This window comes from Chryseobacterium urinae (assembly GCF_030518295.1).
Classification (GTDB): Bacteria; Bacteroidota; Bacteroidia; order Flavobacteriales; family Weeksellaceae; genus Chryseobacterium; species Chryseobacterium mucoviscidosis.
Genome location: NZ_JAULSJ010000002.1, coordinates 80,178 through 97,579 on the forward strand (window position 1 = coordinate 80,178; position 17,402 = coordinate 97,579).

16 protein-coding genes and 1 tRNA gene are annotated in these 17,402 nt (G+C 37.2%); all 17 read left to right on the forward strand.

Annotation, left to right across the window (positions count from 1 at the left end):
* The first annotated feature begins 76 nt into the window (after nucleotides 1-76).
* The 17 genes from lat to hisG all read left to right on the forward strand — a co-directional run bounded on the left by lat (nucleotide 77) and on the right by hisG (nucleotide 17,402).
* A complete protein-coding gene (gene lat, locus QWT87_RS01555) occupies nucleotides 77-1,402 on the forward strand; it encodes an L-lysine 6-transaminase (RefSeq protein ID WP_302712990.1) in 1,326 nt (441 codons plus the stop codon).
* A gap of 62 nt (nucleotides 1,403-1,464) precedes the next feature.
* Nucleotides 1,465-1,692: a DUF2007 domain-containing protein gene (locus QWT87_RS01560; RefSeq protein WP_076390287.1), complete on the forward strand. Its 228-nt coding sequence runs from the start codon at nucleotides 1,465-1,467 to the stop codon at nucleotides 1,690-1,692.
* A gap of 210 nt (nucleotides 1,693-1,902) precedes the next feature.
* A complete protein-coding gene (locus QWT87_RS01565; RefSeq protein WP_087710065.1) occupies nucleotides 1,903-2,172 on the forward strand; it encodes a SemiSWEET family sugar transporter in 270 nt (89 codons plus the stop codon).
* A 29-nt stretch (nucleotides 2,173-2,201) separates the two neighbouring features.
* Nucleotides 2,202-2,714 carry a GNAT family N-acetyltransferase gene (locus QWT87_RS01570; protein WP_302712994.1) on the forward strand — a complete coding sequence of 171 codons (513 nt, stop codon included), beginning with the start codon at nucleotides 2,202-2,204 and terminating at the stop codon, nucleotides 2,712-2,714.
* Nucleotides 2,715-2,831: 117 nt separating this feature from the next.
* A complete protein-coding gene (locus QWT87_RS01575; protein ID WP_087710068.1) occupies nucleotides 2,832-3,284 on the forward strand; it encodes a transcriptional regulator in 453 nt (150 codons plus the stop codon).
* Between the two features lie 2 nt (nucleotides 3,285-3,286).
* Nucleotides 3,287-4,471 carry an efflux RND transporter periplasmic adaptor subunit gene (locus QWT87_RS01580; protein WP_185204488.1) on the forward strand — a complete coding sequence of 395 codons (1,185 nt, stop codon included), beginning with the start codon at nucleotides 3,287-3,289 and terminating at the stop codon, nucleotides 4,469-4,471.
* A complete protein-coding gene (locus QWT87_RS01585) occupies nucleotides 4,471-7,617 on the forward strand; it encodes an efflux RND transporter permease subunit (protein WP_302712998.1) in 3,147 nt (1,048 codons plus the stop codon). The genes QWT87_RS01580 and QWT87_RS01585 overlap by 1 nt, the downstream gene beginning before the upstream one ends.
* Before the next feature lie 89 nt (nucleotides 7,618-7,706).
* A complete protein-coding gene (locus tag QWT87_RS01590; protein ID WP_076390281.1) occupies nucleotides 7,707-9,122 on the forward strand; it encodes a TolC family protein in 1,416 nt (471 codons plus the stop codon).
* Nucleotides 9,123-9,322: 200 nt separating this feature from the next.
* Nucleotides 9,323-9,396: transfer RNA gene (locus QWT87_RS01595), tRNA-Ala, on the forward strand.
* Nucleotides 9,397-9,423: 27 nt separating this feature from the next.
* Nucleotides 9,424-9,801, forward strand: a complete 378-nt coding sequence (locus QWT87_RS01600; RefSeq protein ID WP_076390280.1) for a hypothetical protein — start codon at nucleotides 9,424-9,426, stop codon at nucleotides 9,799-9,801.
* A gap of 357 nt (nucleotides 9,802-10,158) precedes the next feature.
* Complete coding sequence (locus tag QWT87_RS01605; RefSeq protein ID WP_076390551.1) at nucleotides 10,159-10,725, forward strand: C40 family peptidase; 567 nt, start codon at nucleotides 10,159-10,161, stop codon at nucleotides 10,723-10,725.
* A 760-nt stretch (nucleotides 10,726-11,485) separates the two neighbouring features.
* Nucleotides 11,486-12,298, forward strand: a complete 813-nt coding sequence (locus tag QWT87_RS01610; RefSeq protein WP_302713005.1) for a 2,3,4,5-tetrahydropyridine-2,6-dicarboxylate N-succinyltransferase — start codon at nucleotides 11,486-11,488, stop codon at nucleotides 12,296-12,298.
* Nucleotides 12,299-12,328: 30 nt separating this feature from the next.
* Complete coding sequence (locus tag QWT87_RS01615; protein ID WP_302713007.1) at nucleotides 12,329-13,498, forward strand: glycosyltransferase family 87 protein; 1,170 nt, start codon at nucleotides 12,329-12,331, stop codon at nucleotides 13,496-13,498.
* Nucleotides 13,499-13,500: 2 nt separating this feature from the next.
* Nucleotides 13,501-14,430: a glycosyltransferase family 2 protein gene (locus QWT87_RS01620; protein ID WP_302713009.1), complete on the forward strand. Its 930-nt coding sequence runs from the start codon at nucleotides 13,501-13,503 to the stop codon at nucleotides 14,428-14,430.
* Complete coding sequence (locus QWT87_RS01625; RefSeq protein ID WP_076390276.1) at nucleotides 14,431-15,207, forward strand: polysaccharide deacetylase family protein; 777 nt, start codon at nucleotides 14,431-14,433, stop codon at nucleotides 15,205-15,207.
* A complete protein-coding gene (locus tag QWT87_RS01630; protein ID WP_302713013.1) occupies nucleotides 15,204-16,298 on the forward strand; it encodes a glycosyltransferase family 4 protein in 1,095 nt (364 codons plus the stop codon). The genes QWT87_RS01625 and QWT87_RS01630 overlap by 4 nt, the downstream gene beginning before the upstream one ends.
* 246 nt (nucleotides 16,299-16,544) lie before the next feature.
* The gene (gene hisG, locus QWT87_RS01635) at nucleotides 16,545-17,402 is read left to right on the forward strand and encodes an ATP phosphoribosyltransferase (protein WP_302713015.1); all 858 of its coding nucleotides are present in this window, start codon (nucleotides 16,545-16,547) and stop codon (nucleotides 17,400-17,402) included.

Genomic DNA, 17,402 nt, shown 5'->3' on the forward strand with positions numbered 1-17,402 from the left:
TTAAAAATTTGGAAACAGATTTTTAAGTCTCAAATTATTATTAAATTTTAATCACCCCTAAGATTTTTATTTAAAAATGGAACAGACAATTGAAATAAAAGCAAATAAAGTAAAAGAAACCGTTGGAAGACACGTTTTGGCAGATGGTTTCGATTTCGTGATGGATATTGAAAAATCCCACGGTTCATGGCTGTACGATAAACTTACAGACAAAGAATATTTAGATATGTTTTCCATGTTTGCTTCGGCATCCATCGGTTACAATCATCCCTATATTGTTGAAAAATCGGCATGGCTGGGAAAAATGGCAGTCAACAAACCCACTTTGGCAGATGTTTATTCTGAAGAATATGCGCATTTCTTAGAAGTTTTTGAAAGAGTGGTAATTCCTGAAGAACTGCAATATGCTTTCTTTATTGAAGGCGGAACTTTAGGAGTAGAAAATGCCCTGAAAGCGTGTTTCGACTGGAAAACGCGTAAGAATTTTGAAAAAGGTCTTAATCTGGAAGCGGGAATCTGTATCCATTTCAAACAGGCATTCCACGGAAGAAGCGGGTATACGTTAAGTTTAACAAACACTTCAGATCCAAGAAAATATCAGTATTTCCCGATGTTCGACTGGCCAAGAATCCTAAATCCTAAACTTACTTTTCCGATCACGGAGGAGAATTTGGAAGAAACCATTAAAAACGAAAGACTGGCTTTATTAAATATCGAAGAAGCAATTTTAATGAATCCTGATAAAGTGGCGTGTATCATCATCGAGCCGATTCAGGCTGAAGGAGGAGACAACCATTTCAGAGACGAATTTTTAATGGGATTAAGAAAAATCTGCGATCAGCATGATATTCTTTTAATTTTTGATGAAGTTCAGACTGGTATCGGAATTACGGGAAAAATGTGGGCATTTGAACATTTTACAGCAAAACCGGATATTATTTCTTTCGGTAAAAAAGCGCAGGTTTGCGGAGTTTTAGCCAATAAAGAAAAATTTGATGAAGTTCCGAACAATGTTTTCAGAGAAAGCTCAAGAATCAATTCCACTTTCGGAGGTAATTTTATCGATATGCTACGTTTCCAGTTGGTAATGGAAGTTATCGAAAAAGAAAACCTTGTGGAAAATGCAAGAGTGGTAGGAGAATATTTGCTGAACGGACTGATTGGTCTTGCAGAAAAATATCCTGAAAAACTATCCAATGCAAGAGGAAGAGGACTGATGTGCGCCATCGATCTTCCGACTTCTGAACAGAGAAATGCATTAAGAGACGAGCTTTGGAACGACGGAATGATCATCCTTTCATGTGGAGATCAGTCACTTCGCTTCAGACCGCATCTGAACGTTACGAAAGAAGAAATTCAGATCGCTTTAGATAAAATTGAAAATAATATTCATAAAATTTAAAAGCTGAAATTTGTGATTTTCAAAAAAACGTTATATATTTAGATACTCAAACGAGATAGAATATGGAAAGAAGTACAAGAGTATCAGTTTTTGAAAGTGACAAACCTGCAGAAATCCAATTGATAAAGTCTAAACTGGATGATGCGCAGATTAAAAATTCAGTAGAAAACAATTACCTTACTTTTACAACTACGCCCACGGCAACATCGCTGAAAGTAATGGTGAAACTTGAAGATGAAAAAAAAGCATTCGAAATTATCGATGCTTATCTTCAGCAAAGTGAAAATTAACAAAAACAATTTCATAATTTTAAATTTTACTACTTCGAACCGAAAATTAATATTCATTAGTTTTCGGTTTTTTATTTATCTGATAATCATACATTTGTATGAAATAATGAGCATAAATAACTGTCATATTTTAACAAAACAAGTATGGTTTAACGTTTAATCTTTGTTTTATTTTTATTATATTTAAGTTATAATTCAAAAAATACTAGTATGATAGAGCAGATAATTGGTTATTCGGGAGCATTAATTTCATCCATCTCTTTTTTGCCGCAGGTAATCAAATTATGGAAGACAAAATCCGGAAAAGACCTTTCAATGGTCACTTTATCATTTCTTACTTTAAACGCTTTGCTTTGGGCTGTTTACGGAATGATGAAGGATGCAAAACCTCTTTGGATTACAAACGTTTTAATGTTAATTATGCTGATTGTGATGATATTTCTAAAAATAAAATACAGAAATAATAAAACTGATTCTTAATAAACAAACTTAAAATCAATAGAATAAACGTGGCACAGGAAATTAAGCTGAGAAAAGCAGAAATTGAAGACAGAGATATCATCTGGAATATTCTGCAGCAGGCAATCGAAAGAAGAAGAAAAGACGGAAGTACGCAATGGCAGGAAGGTTACCCGAATTTGGGAACCGTGGAAAGCGATATTGCAAAAGGTTTCGGATATGTAATGACGGTATATGGGGAAATTTCTGTTTACGTTGCTTTAATCCTGAATGATGAACCCGCATACAGCACCATTGAAGGAGCCTGGCTAAGTAACGGAGAATTCGTCGTGGTACACAGAGTTGCTGTTGATGAAAAATTTGCAGGACAGGGAATGGTAAAAATTCTTTTCGACCATATTGAAGAATTCACCAGATCTCATGGAATTCAGAGCATTAAGGTCGATACCAACTATGATAATATTCCGATGCTGAAAATTCTCGAGAACAAAGGCTACAGCTACTGCGGCGAAGTTGTTCTCGCGGGAGGCGTAAGAAAAGCCTTTGAGAAGATTATTTTTTAGTCCAAAAGTTAAATCCGTTTTCATTGAAATTTTAAAAAGCCTGATATTTATAAACTCTATCAGGTTTGTTCGTTTAGTTCAGAACTAATTTCTATTTTTGTTTCAAATTTATATACAATGCATAAGAGTATAGAAATTGATGAAAAAATTTTTCAGAATGCCGTAAAGTTCTACGGAACCATTTTCAGCCTTCCTCCTTTAGCTTCAAAGATTTATGCCTACCTTTTATTCGATTATGATAAAGTGGGCATTACTTTTGATGAGTTTGTGGAAGTGCTTTCCGCGAGCAAAAGTTCAGTCTCCACAAGTATTTCTTTACTGCTGAACGCAGAGCTCATCGTAGATCACAACAAAATGGACGAGAGGAAACGGTATTTTTTCATCAATGACGGTTATAAGAAGATAAGATTTGAAAAAATAGTTCAAAAAATGCAAGACGAATTACAACTACTGGATGATTTAGACAATTTTAAAAAAAATCATGACGATTACAATGAAAAGATGGAAGCTTACAAAGCTCTTTTAAACAGGAACATTAAAAATATTCAGGAATCTCTTAATAAACTATAAAAATGAATAATAAGCTAGTTATACTTTCTGTTGCAGCTCTTTCTTTAGTGGCTTGCAAAAAAGAAGCTCCCAAACAGGACGGCCCGAAACCGTATCCTGTGGTAAAGGTGGAGGCAAAAAATATAGTGGGCTATCAGACTTTTCCGGCTACCATTCAGGGGAAGGTTAATAATGATGTCCGTGCTAAAATTCAGGGATATATCACACAGGTTTTGGTAGATGAAGGGCAGTATGTAACCAAAGGACAGCCGCTTTTCCGCCTGGAAACCAATATTCTGAACGAAAATGCGGCGGCTTCAAAAGCAGGAATCAGTGCTGCAGAATCCAATATTGCGGCAGCGCAGGCTGCTGTTGCGGCGGCAAATGTTGAAGTGAACAAACTTAAACCGCTGGTTCAGAAAAATATCATCAGCAATGTACAGTTACAGACCGCGCAGGCAAATTTAGCACAGGCTCAGGCGCAGCTAAAACAGGCACAGGCTGCAAAAAGTCAGGCAGTTGCCAATTATAAAGGAGTAGAAGCCAATATCGAATATTCTGTTATTCGTGCTCCTATTTCCGGAGTAATCGGAAAGCTTCCTTTAAAAGTGGGAAGTTTGGTAGGCCCTTCAGACCAGACTCCTTTAACCACCATTTCAGATACTTCTCAGATTTACGCCTACTTTTCAATGAATGAAAAAGAATATTTTGATTTCCTTGAAAAATCTCCGGGTGCATCCATGCCTGAAAAAATAAAAAACCTTCCGATGGTGGAATTACAGCTTGCGAACGGAAGCCTTTATCCTGAAAAAGGAAGAATTGAAGCCATTACAGGACAGATCGATCCAACAACGGGAACCATCCAGTTCAGAGTTGCGTTTACCAATGCGCAGAAACTTTTAAGCAACGGAAACAGCGGAACCATAAGATTCCCTCAACGTTACGACAATGTTCTGGTAGTTCCGGAAAGTGCGACTTACGAACAACAGGGAATTGTTTACGTATATAAAGTGGATAAAGACACTGCGAAAAATGTGGTGATTAATGTGATCGACAGAATCGACAATATGGCATTGATAAAATCCGGAGTTAACAAAGGGGAAACCGTAATTGCAGCAGGAATCGGAGGTTTAAAACCGGGAACTGCCGTGATAAAGAAACCTGTGAAAATGGATAGTCTTGTTCAATCTATAAAACCGAAATTCTAATGATTAAAAATTTTATCAACAGACCGGTTTTATCTACCGTAATCTCAATTTTAATTGTGATTCTCGGTGTTTTAGGACTGATCTCGTTACCCGTAACGCAGTATCCTGATATTGCGCCGCCGACGGTAAGTGTCTCGGCAAACTACACCGGAGCGAACGCAGAAACCGTAATGAAAAGTGTTGTTGTTCCTCTGGAAGAACAGATCAACGGGGTGGAAGGAATGGATTATATTACTTCATCTGCCGGAAATGATGGTTCTGCACAGATTCAGGTATTTTTTAAGCAGGGAATTGATCCGGACATTGCGGCGGTAAACGTACAAAACCGTGTCGCAAGAGCAACTCCTTTACTTCCAAGTGAAGTAACACGTTCCGGAGTAGTTACGCAGAAACAGCAGACAAGTGCTTTGATGTATATGTCTTTCTATTCTGAAAATAAAGATCTGGATGATGTATATCTTCAGAACTTTTTGAACATCAATGTTATTCCGAATTTAAAAAGGATTAACGGAGTAGGAGATGCCAATGTTTTCGGAGGTAAAAATTACTCTATGAGAATCTGGCTGGATCCTGCTAAAATGGCAGCTTACGGATTAACGCCTACCGATGTTACCAATGCCATCAATGAGCAGAGTAGAGAAGCTGCCGCAGGTTCTATCGGACAAAACAGCGGAAGTTCTTTCGAATATATCATTAAATATGTAGGGAAATTCAACGATAAAGAACAATACGATAATATCATCATTAAATCATTAGCAGACGGACAGAATTTAATGTTAAAAGACGTTGCTAAGGTAGAATTGGCAGGACAGTCTTACACGGGAATCGGGGAAAACGGAAATAATCCTTCCATCAGTATGGGGATTTTCCAGACACCGGGTTCCAATGCGCAGGAAATTATTAAAAATATCAAGTCTTACCTGAAATCGGCAGAAGGAAGTTTTCCGCAGGGAATTAAATATACATTCAACTTTGATACGAACGAATTCCTTGATGCATCTATTGAAAAGGTAGTGCATACCTTAATTGAAGCCTTCATCTTGGTTTTCATCGTGGTATATATTTTCTTACAGGATTTCAGATCTACCTTAATTCCGGCAATTGCGGTTCCGGTTTCTATTGTGGGAGCCTTTTTCTTCCTGAATTTATTCGGATATTCATTAAACCTGTTAACGTTGTTCGCTTTGGTTCTTGCCATCGGTATTGTTGTGGATGATGCAATTGTCGTCGTCGAAGCCGTTCATGCCAAAATGGAACACGGTATTTCGGATGCCAAAAAAGCAACCGTGGAAGCAATGGACGAAATTACAGGAGCAATTATTTCAATTACGCTGGTAATGGCATCCGTATTTATTCCGGTAACATTCATTACAGGTCCTACCGGAGTCTTTTATCAGCAGTTCGGGATCACTCTTATTGTAGCGATCATAATTTCTGCAATCAATGCATTAACGTTAAGTCCGGTTTTATGTTCATTATTCTTAAAACCTCACGATGCGCACCATAAAGAATATAAGAATTTAAATTTCATTCAGAAGTTTTTCTATAAATTCAATATTGCTTTTAAAACAACAACAGAGCGTTACGGAAGAGGATTAATCTTCTTATTGAGACATAAATGGGTTACGCTGATTATTTTTGCCGTAACAGGCGGAATTTTATACTGGGCGAGTTCTACCATGAAAAAAGGTTTCGTACCTACGGAAGACCGCGGAATTATCTTTACCGATGTTCAGCTTCCTCCGGGAGCATCTATGGAAAGAACGTACAATGCGTTGAAGACTCTTCAGGCAAACGCTTTAAAAGTTCCGGGAGTACAGAACGTTACAATTTCCACCGGTAGAGGATTCTTATCCGGAAACGGAAGCAACAACGGTTTGGCTTTCATTAAACTAAAACCTTTTGAAGACCGTAAAAAAGACGGGCAGACTTCTGAAGACATTACGAAAAAATTATTCGGAATTTCAGGAAAAGTTCCGGATGCAAAAGTGGTTTTCTTCCAGCCGCCGAGTGTACCCGGTTTTGGTAGCAGTGCCGGTTTTGAAATGGTACTTTTAGACAAATCCGGAGGAGAATATGCAGATTTAGATACAAAAACCAATGAATTTATCGGGAAACTGATCGAAAGACCGGAAATCGATTTTGCCCAGACTTCATTCAATACAAAATATCCTCAGTATGAAATGAAGATCAATGTTCCTTTGGCTAAACAGTTGGGAGTTTCTGTAAGTGATATCTTAGCAACGATGCAGGGATACATCGGAGGAGTTTATACAGCCGATTTTACAAAATACGGAAAACAGTTCAGGGTAATGGTTCAGGCACTTCCTGAAAACAGACAGAATATTGAAAATCTGAACGAACTCTACGTAAAAACAGGTTCCGGAGCCATGTCGCCAATCTCACAGTTTGTAACGCTTACCAAAGCTTACGGACCACAGTCGGTGAGCCGTTATAACCTCTTTACTTCAGTGAAAATTACAGGAGCAAACTCTGCGGGATTCAGTTCCGGAGATGCCATTTTAGCAGTGCAGCAGGTAGCGAAAGAAACCCTGAACCAGAATTATGATGTAGAATTTACAGGGCTTTCAAGAGAGGAGTTAAATTCCGGATCTCAGACAGTTTTGATCTTTGGATTGAGTTTAATCTTCGTTTATTTCATTCTTTCTGCACAGTATGAAAGTTATATTCTTCCTTTAATTGTAGTGATTTCTCTTCCTCTTGGAGTGATGGGAGCTTATTTCGGGCAGAAAATCATGGGCTTGGAAAACAATATTTATTTCCAGATTGCCCTGATTATGTTGGTCGGTTTATTAGCAAAGAATGCGATTTTGATTGTGGAATTTGCCGTTCAGAGAAGACATCACGGAGAAACCATCGTTATGTCGGCAATTAACGCGGCTAAAGCGAGATTAAGACCGATTCTGATGACTTCATTTGCCTTCATCTTCGGTTTATTGCCATTGGTTTTGGCAAGCGGAATCGGGGCGGTAGGAAACAGATCCATCGCAACAGGTGCAGCAATCGGTTTGTTGATAGGAACTATTTTAGGACTTTTCGTGATCCCTGTTTTATATGTCATTTTTGAATATTTACAGGAGAAAGTAAAACCTATCAAACCGAAAGAAATCAATTTAGCAGAATAAAATTAAGTGAGTTCAGGGTTTTTGATGTAAAGTTTAAATAATAACTAAAAACTGAAAAGCCCTGATCTTTAAACCTTAAACTTCAAATAATGAAGAGTATTTTAAACATCATAAAAGGAATAACATTTTCAGTCGCTGTTCTTGCCGCCGTATCATCGTGTATGGCGAGGAAAGAATACCAGAGACCGGATAATGTGGTAGACGAAAAACTCTACCGTACAGATATGCTTCCTACAGACAGCACCAATATCGCGAATGTTTCCTGGAAAGAAATTTTCACAGATCCTGTTCTTCAGGGACATATTACAAAGGCTTTGGAAAATAATCTGGACATCAGAATTGCTTTGCAGAGTATTTCTTCAGCAGAATCTTATTTAAAACAAAGCAAGGCAGCGTATGAGCCAACCTTATCAATAGGACCGAATTACACATTCCAGACCCAGTCTATCAATACCCAGTTTGGGCAGATTATCGGAGAAAGACGATATGTAAATCAGTTCGATATTACGGCAAGTCTTGGTTGGGAAGCCGATATTTGGGGAAAACTCAGAGCACAGGAAAAAGCGCAGTTAGCAACATATTTAGGGACTGTGGAAGCGCACAAAGCTGTAAAAACAGACCTTATTGCTTCTGTGGCTTCATCATATTATCAGTTGCTTACCTACGATGCTCAGAAAAGAATCATCACAGAAACCATTAAAGTACGTGAGCAGAATTTAGAGACGACAAAAGCTTTGAAGACGGCGGGAACTTTAACGGAAGTTGCAGTTCAGCAGAGTGAAGCTTTGGTGTACAATGCAAAATCTTTGTTGATTGATATTGATACACAGATTCAGTTGCTGGAAAACACCATGAGTCTTCTGATGGGAGAGCCATCTCATACCATTGAACGGTCATCTTTGGAAAATCAGAATGTTCCGATTGATCTTAAATTAGGATATCCTGTACAACTGTTATCCAACAGACCGGATGTAAAAAGAGCAGAATATAATCTGATGAATGCTTTTGAACTTACAAATTCTGCAAAAGCACAGTTTTATCCGACTTTAAAATTAACAGGAAGCGGAGGCGTTCAGTCGGTGGATATCGATCATCTTTTCAGCGTCAATTCTTTATTTGCGAACGTTGTTGCAGGTCTTGCACAGCCGCTGCTGAACAAAAGAGCCATCAGAACCAATTACGAAGTAAGTCTTGCCAATCAGGAAACCGCTTATCTGAATTTCCGAAAAGCCATTCTTACCGCAGGAAAAGAAGTTTCTGATGCCATAAGAGTGTATTCCGTTCAGGATCAGTACATCGATTTAAAACAGAAAGAACTGGTGAATTATAAAAATTCCGTAAACTATTCTCAGGAATTAGTAAACTACGGAATGGCAAATTATCTTGAAGTACTGAATGCCAGTGTCAATTCTTTAAATGCAGAATTGAATATTGCCAATGCACAGTACAGTAAAATGAAAGCCGGAATAGAGCTTTATCAGGCTCTCGGCGGCGGTTGGAAATAAATTCTGACAATAAAAGTAAAAAGAAAAGCGCATACGGATTTATTTCTGTATGCGTTTTTTATTTGGTCTTAAAAAAATCATTTCTGCTAAAATATTTACAGATATTTCCATCAGTTTTTAAAGAAAATGTAATAAAATGTTTGTATATGTGGTTTAAATACTTACTTTTGTACGGCTTCGGAATTTTGAAGAAAACGAGAGGGGGATTAGCTCATCTGGCTAGAGCGTTAGACTGGCAGTCTAAAGGTGGTGGGTTCGAGTCCCATATCCTCCACAAAAATTGTTTAACTACTTGTAAACTATGAAGAAAATATTTTTACTTTTATTAACAGCTTTCTTATTCGTTGGTTGTGGCAAAGATGAAGATACTATTTATGATTTCATCGGAACCTGGGCGGGAACGTACGAAGGAACCGAAAAAGGCGACTGGAATGTAGTGGTAGCTACCGACGGAAAAGTAACCGGAACATTACATTCTGATCAGACGACAGAAAACTATTATATTTCAGGACATCTTAGCGAATCCGGAGATCTTGTTGCAACGATCGGTTTTCCTGAAGATGGCGAATTCAGAGGAACTTTCACAAGAGAAGACAAAAAAGCTACGGGAACATGGTCTAATGCAGTTCCTACACCTACAAGAGCCGGAACATGGAAAGGTGCTAAAACTTCAAAATAAAAAGATTTTTACATACAATATAATAAAGCTATCCTTCCGGGATGGCTTTTTTTATTAAGTTTTTAAGCAGCGGTTATATGAAAAAGACTTTATTGGATTTATTTTTTGAATATCCGTTAAACAACCTATTACTTTGCACTGATATGAAAATCAATTATTTATAACAGGCACTTCGACAAGCTCAGTGTGACACCTCTAATACTAAACGCTTGATTTCTAGCGATGTCAAGCTGAGCCTGTCGAAGCTTTAGGTTAATAAACGGACAATCAAAAAATTTTTGTGGTATTTCTTACTTAGGCTCTGCGAAAGCATAATTTTATTATATTTGTATAGATTGTAAAATTCAGGGAAATATGATGAATAGATTTTTAGGCAAAAAAAAGTTTGTTAAAAACATATTTATTGTATCGCTTTTTTCCGTATTTATCATTTCCTGCGGAAGTTCAAAAAACGTTGTAAAAAAAACTCCGGTTACCAAAACCGTTGCCAAATCTGAAAACCTCAGAAAACTCGATTCCAGATTTGACGGGAAAATTTCAAAATCCATCAACGAGCTCCTGAAAGACGCAGAAAAATATTTGGGAGCGCCTTACAAATTTGGCGGAAATACTTCTTCAGGTTTCGACTGTTCCGGATTTACCGTAAAAGTTTTTGAGGAAAATGACTTCAAACTTCCGAGAAGATCCGCAGATCAGGCAGAAGCCGGATCTCAGATTGACATCAAAGATGTAAAGCCGGGAGATCTTCTGTTTTTTGCGACAGCAGGAGGAAGCAGAGTTTCACACGTCGGAATCGTTCATGACATCGGAAGTGACGGCGAAGTAAAATTTATTCACGCTTCCACATCAAAAGGCGTTATTATTTCTTCCTTAAATGAAACCTACTGGAACAAAGCCTATCTTCACGCGCAGAGAGTTCTGTAGTTTAAGTTGCTTAGCTGTTTTGTTAAACAAATAATATTTAAATACCTTCTGATAATCAAAACATTACATTTGTTTTTTGTGTTGCCTTAATAAACAAAAAGGCATTGTAGAACTTAAAAACATAAGATTTTTAAAGTAAAAGAGTTTTGCTCCATTAGGAGAAGAATCTGTGTAGAAATAGTAATAAAAAGACCAACCATCAATCCGTAGGATTGATATCTTTAATGCGACAATATTTTAAACATAAGCGTTTCTGTGACACACTAAACATATTATTTAAATATATCAATAGAAATGGGCTTTAGCCCATTTTAAATAATTAAGAATACAATTGGCTTTAGCCAAAACATATCATAAATTTCTGCTTTAGCCGATTTTGATTTACTTAAATCGTATGTGGCTTATACAATTACATTAAAACACTGTTCAAAGCATCCGGAATATTAAAATCATGAAGTTGTTTAAACTAATTTTAAATTTAACCTTAAAGGATACAAAAGACTTTATTGGATTTATTTAAAATATTTCAATAGTCTGCAAAGAGAAAAAATCTTTGATTTTTTAAAACTTAGGTGCACTTTTTTTTCCATTTAAATATAAACTGAACTTAAGAAACTAAAGTGTTTAAATCTTTTGCTTCTTTTGCGGTAAAAAAGTTTAAACAAGTTTCATTCTAAACAAAATACTTTCAAAAGGTTTTGCTGATCTTTTTTGTATCTTTGGCAGCGTATAATTTTTCAATTTAAATTAAATAATAAACATGTCGTTACAACAAACTATTGAAAATATCTGGGAAAACAGAGAACTATTGCACAATGAAGACAGCCAGAAGGCGATTAGAGAGGTGATTTCTTTGGTGGATAAAGGAGAGCTTCGTACCGCAGAACCTACAGAAAACGGATGGCAGGTGAACGAGTGGGTGAAGAAAGCAGTAGTAATGTACTTCCCGATTCAGAAAATGGAAACGATTGAAGTCGGTCCGTTCGAATTTCATGATAAAATGCCTTTGAAGAGAAACTACGCTGAAAAAGGAGTAAGAGTTGTTCCGCATGCAATCGCGAGAGAAGGAGCTTATATTGCGCCGGGAGTTATTATGATGCCGTCTTATGTAAATATCGGGGCTTACGTTGATTCCGGAACCATGGTGGATACATGGGCAACGGTTGGAAGCTGCGCGCAGATCGGTAAAAACGTTCACCTGAGTGGTGGTGTTGGTATCGGTGGTGTTTTAGAACCGCTTCAGGCTGCTCCGGTAATTATCGAGGACGATTGTTTCGTAGGATCAAGATGCATCGTTGTAGAAGGAGTGCATGTTGAAAAAGAAGCTGTTTTGGGAGCTAATGTCGTTTTAACGGCATCTACAAAAATTATTGATGTAACAGGTGAAACTCCGGTTGAGATCAAAGGAAGAGTTCCTGCGAGATCAGTAGTTATTCCGGGAAGTTATACCAAAACCTTTCCTGCGGGAGAATATCAGGTTCCGTGTGCATTGATTATCGGAAAAAGAAAGGAATCTACAGACAAAAAAACGTCTTTAAATGATGCGTTGAGAGAGAATAATGTTGCTGTTTAAGATGAATATTTTAAACTAAAACCTCACATCTTGAAAGAAAAAATTCTTAAAATATTGCTAAACCCTAAATACATATTTGGGGTTTATCTTATTATAGCTGTTGCAACGGCGTTATCCAAATATTTCAGAGGACCACAGGCGATTAACAATTATCTGATCTTCAAAAATGTTTTCGTGAATACCTTCGAGCAGAAAAATCTCTACTTGCAGTATCCTGAAAGATACTTAGATGCCAATCATTATGGAATATTTTTCAGTATTCTGATTGCCCCTTTTGCTTTGATTCCCGATTGGCTTGGAATTTCTTTATGGAACGTTGCCAACGCAGCCATTTTCCTGTTTGCCATTTACAAACTTCCGTTTTCAGACGCTAAAAAAGCACTTTTTGCACTGCTTTGTCTTCAGGAATATATTACAGCGGCGGTAAGTCTTCAGTTCAATATCGCTTTGGTAGGACTGCTTATGCTTTCTGCCATTTTTATTTATGAAAAAAAAGAAGTAAAGTCTGCTACAGCCATTTTAGTGGGAGTATTTGTAAAACTGTACGGAATTTTAGGACTTTCGCAGTTTTTCTTTATCAAAAACAAGCTCAAATTTATTCTGTCCGGAATTGCAGTTGCGGCTTTATTTTTTGTATTACCGATGGCAATTTCCAGCCCGCAGTTCGTTGTACAGAGCTATACAGACTGGTTTCACTCTCTGGCTGAAAAAAACGGACTCAATCAAAGTCTGGATTCTTATCAGGACATTTCTTTAATGGGATTTGTAAGAAGAATTTTGCAGGATGCTTCAATTTCCAACCTTACTTTTATGGCTTTCGGAGCGCCTTTGTTCTTTTTGCCGTATGTAAGAATTAAACAGTACAAACATTACGCATATCAATTGATGATTCTGGCTTCAACCTTACTTTTTTTAGTATTGTTCAGTTCAGGATCAGAATCCCCAACGTACATTATTGCAGTAGCGGGAGTGATGATCTGGTTTTTCCTTCAGAAAAAAAGAACACCGATTGTCTATGCTATGTTGATTTTCGTAATTATTCTGACCTGTTTTTCACCATCAGACTTATTTCCGAAATTTATTAAACAGAATTATATTGTTAAATATTCCCTAAAAGCTTTACCTTGCATCGTTGTCTGGTTCAGGATCATTTATGAACTGGTAACAAAAGACTTCGAAAAAGACTACAGCCTGAACTGATTATGAAAAAAATTTCAATTGTAATTCCTGCGCATAACGAAGAAGGAAACGTGGCTTTGGTTCATCAGAAAATTAAAGAAGTTTTTGATGGACTGGATGATTACGGCTTTGAAATTATTTTCGTGAACGACGGAAGCCGCGACAAAACCCAGCAGAAGCTCGAAGAACTTTCCGCAAAATATGACGAAGTAAAATTCATTGAATTTTCACGTAATTTCGGACATCAACCCGCCGTAAAAGCAGGAATGGATAATGCTTTCGGAAATGCGGTCATTTCCATGGACGGCGATCTTCAGCATCCCCCTAAAATGATTCCTGAAATGATCCGGAAATGGGAAGAAGGCTACGACATTGTTTTTACGATTCGAACCTATCCGAAGCAGATTTCCTACTTTAAAAGAAAAACATCCGACTTTTTTTATAAAATCCTGTCGAGTTTGTCCGATGTTAATTTAACAAAAGGAGGCGGATCAGATTTCAGACTTATGGATGCGAATGCAGTCGAAGTGATGAGAACGTTCAACGAGGATGACCTCTTTTTACGGGGTTTAACAAGCTGGATGGGCTTTAAACAGACCGGAATCGAATTTACAGCCAATGAAAGACTTTCAGGTGAAAGCAGCTATAACCTCAAGAAAATGATCACTTTTGCATTTACAGGGATTACGGCATTCAGTGTAAAACCACTGTATATTGCAGCCTATTTAGGATTCCTTTTTTCCGCATTTTCAATTGTCGGATACGGTTTGTATGTCATTTATTCCTTCGTGGCAAAAACCGAAATTTCAGGATGGGCTTCATTAATTATGACCATCGTATTTTTTGGCGGTCTGCAACTGATTATTTTAAGAATTATGGGAATTTATTTAGGCAAAATTTTCAAACAGGTAAAAGAAAGACCCAATTATATCATCAAAAATAAAAATTTTTAAATGGTTTTATTAAGTTTTGACATCGAGGAATTTGATATGCCATTCGAATACAAAGGCGAAATTTCCTTTGAACAGCAAATCTCAATTTCTCAGAAAGGCGTCGAAAGAATTTTAGATATTCTCAAAAAACATCATGCAAAAGCAACGTTCTTTTCAACCGTAGTTTTTGCAGAAAACAGCAAAGAACTCATCAGAAGACTGTTAAATGAAGGTCACGAATTGGCTTCTCACACATGGTTTCATTCAGATTTTGAAGAAAAACACCTTAAAGAATCCAAAGAACGGCTCGAAGAACTGTTTTCAACACAGGTTACAGGACTTCGAATGCCCAGAATGATGCCTGTAAGCAAAAATGCCGTGGAAAACGCAGGATATTCTTACAATTCCTCCATCAATCCCACCTATCTTCCCGGAAGATACAATAATTTAAAAGTATCGAGAACTTATTTTAACGAAGGAAATGTGGTGCAGATTCCGGCTTCCGTATCACCCAACTTCAGAATCCCGTTGTTTTGGCTGAGTTTTCACAATTTTCCCTTGTTTTTCTACAAAAAACTGGCTTCCGACGTTTTGAAAAAAGACAAATATCTCAACATCTACTTTCATCCGTGGGAATTCGCAGAAATAAAAGATGAAGCCTTTAAATTACCCGGTTTTACCGTAAAAAATTCAGGAATAGAGATGGTAAAAAGGTTCGATGAATTTCTTACATGGTTAAAAAGTAAAAATTATTCATTCGGAACATTTCAGGAATTTCAAAAACAAATACAGCCATGAAGATAGCATTTGATGCCAAAAGATTTTTTCACAACACCTCAGGTTTAGGAAACTATTCCCGCGATCTCGTTAGAATTTTAGCACAGTATTTCCCTGAAAACGAATACATTCTGCTCAACAAAAACAAATCGGAAAGAGGTTCGGATATTTTAGAAAACTCCAACGTTCATTTTGTGGAAACTTCCAAAGGAAAAATGTCCCGACAGTTTAAAATGGGGAAGGATGCCCAAAAACAGAACGCCGATATTTTTCATGGATTATCCGGCGAATTGCCTTTGAAATGGGATAAAAAACCCATCAAAAAAATTGTCACCATTCACGACCTTATTTTTGAGAGATATCCGCAATATTATTCCTTTTTCGACCGTAAAATTCACTTCTGGAAATTCAGGAAAGCCGCAAATTCTGCCGATAAAATCATTGCCATTTCAGAACAGACCAAGCGCGATATTATCCAGTTTTTAAAAATTCCCGAATCGAAGATCGAAGTCATTTATCAGGGATGCCATAAAGCGTTTAAAGAACAGCAATCCGAAGAATTCATTCAGAAAACCAAAGAAAAATACAGTCTTCCGGAAAAATTCATTCTCAATGTCGGAACCATCGAAGAACGTAAAAATCTTCTCAATGTGGTAAAAGCGTTGAAAGACACGAATATTCCGCTGGTGGTTGTCGGCAAAAAAACAAAATACTTCAGGAAAGTGGAACAGTTTGTTCAGCAGCATAAAATCAGCGTGCAGTTTCTCGAAGGAGTTTCTATGGATGAACTCGCTGCAATCTACAAACTTGCCGATATCTTCGTTTATCCAAGCTTTTTCGAAGGTTTCGGAATTCCCGTCATCGAAGCATTATTTTCGAAAACAGTAGTTATTACAAGCAATACAAGCTGTCTTCCCGAAGCGGGCGGACCCGATTCCGTCTATGTAGATCCGGAAAATCATCTCGATATTCAGTCTAAAATTAAATTTTTATGGGACAATGAATCCGAACGTAAACGCCGTGCTGATAAAGGTTTTCACTTCGTTCAGCAGTTCAATGACGAACCGATTGCCAATAACCTGATGAATCTTTACCGAAAAATTATTTCGTAAATTTTTTGGCAGTTTAAAAATAAGTCCTAAATTTGTACCACAATTTTCAACAATGAAACCGAATTTTTTAACAGTACATCATTATCATCATCATCTCTGCTAAGACGGAATTGATTGATATGTACTTATGTTAAAAATCAAAATAATTAAAACCGTCTGAGTAAACAGGCGGTTTTTTGTTTCTAAATTCATCCCGGGCAATTTATTTCCAAACCATCTTTTTACTCAGGCACAACAAAAAGTGAAATGAGTAAATTAAAAATAGCCATACAGAAAAGCGGTCGCCTTTACGAAGAATCTCTTCAGCTCTTAAAAGACTGCGGTATTTTCGTTAACAACGGAAAAGACCAGCTAAAAGTTTCCGTAGAAAATTTTCCGATGGAAATCATGTATCTCAGAAATTCGGATATTCCTCAGTATCTGGAAGATGGAGTGGTAGATATTGCCATTGTAGGAGAAAATCTTCTGGTAGAAAAACAGAAAAAAATTGAAATCGTTCAGCCTTTGGGATTTTCAAAATGCAGGGTTTCTCTGGCAGTTCCGAAAGAAATTGAAACCGATGACATCACCTATTTTCAGGGAAAAAAAATTGCCACTTCTTATCCCAATACCCTGAAAAACTTTTTGGATAAAAACAATATTTCAGCAGACATTCACATTATTTCAGGTTCTGTAGAGATCGCCCCGAACATTGGTCTTGCCGATGGAATCTGCGATATTGTAAGCTCAGGAAGCACCCTTTTCAAAAACGGATTAAGAGAAACCGTTACGATTCTTACTTCTGAAGCCGTTCTGGCAAAAACATTCAGACTGGATGAGGAAAAAACCAAAATTCTTGAAAAATTCCTATTCAGAATTAAAGCCGTTCTTAAAGCAAAAAATTCAAAATATATTCTCATGAACGTTCCGAACGACAAGATTGGAGAAGTTTCAAAAGCGCTTCCTGTGCTGAAAAGTCCGACGGTGATTCCGTTGGCGGAAGAAGGGTGGAGCAGTATCCATTCCGTGATAGACGAAGCGCGTTTCTGGGAAGTGATTGATGAACTGAAAGACAAAGGAGCGCAGGATATTTTAATAATTCCAATCGATAAAATGGTGATTTAA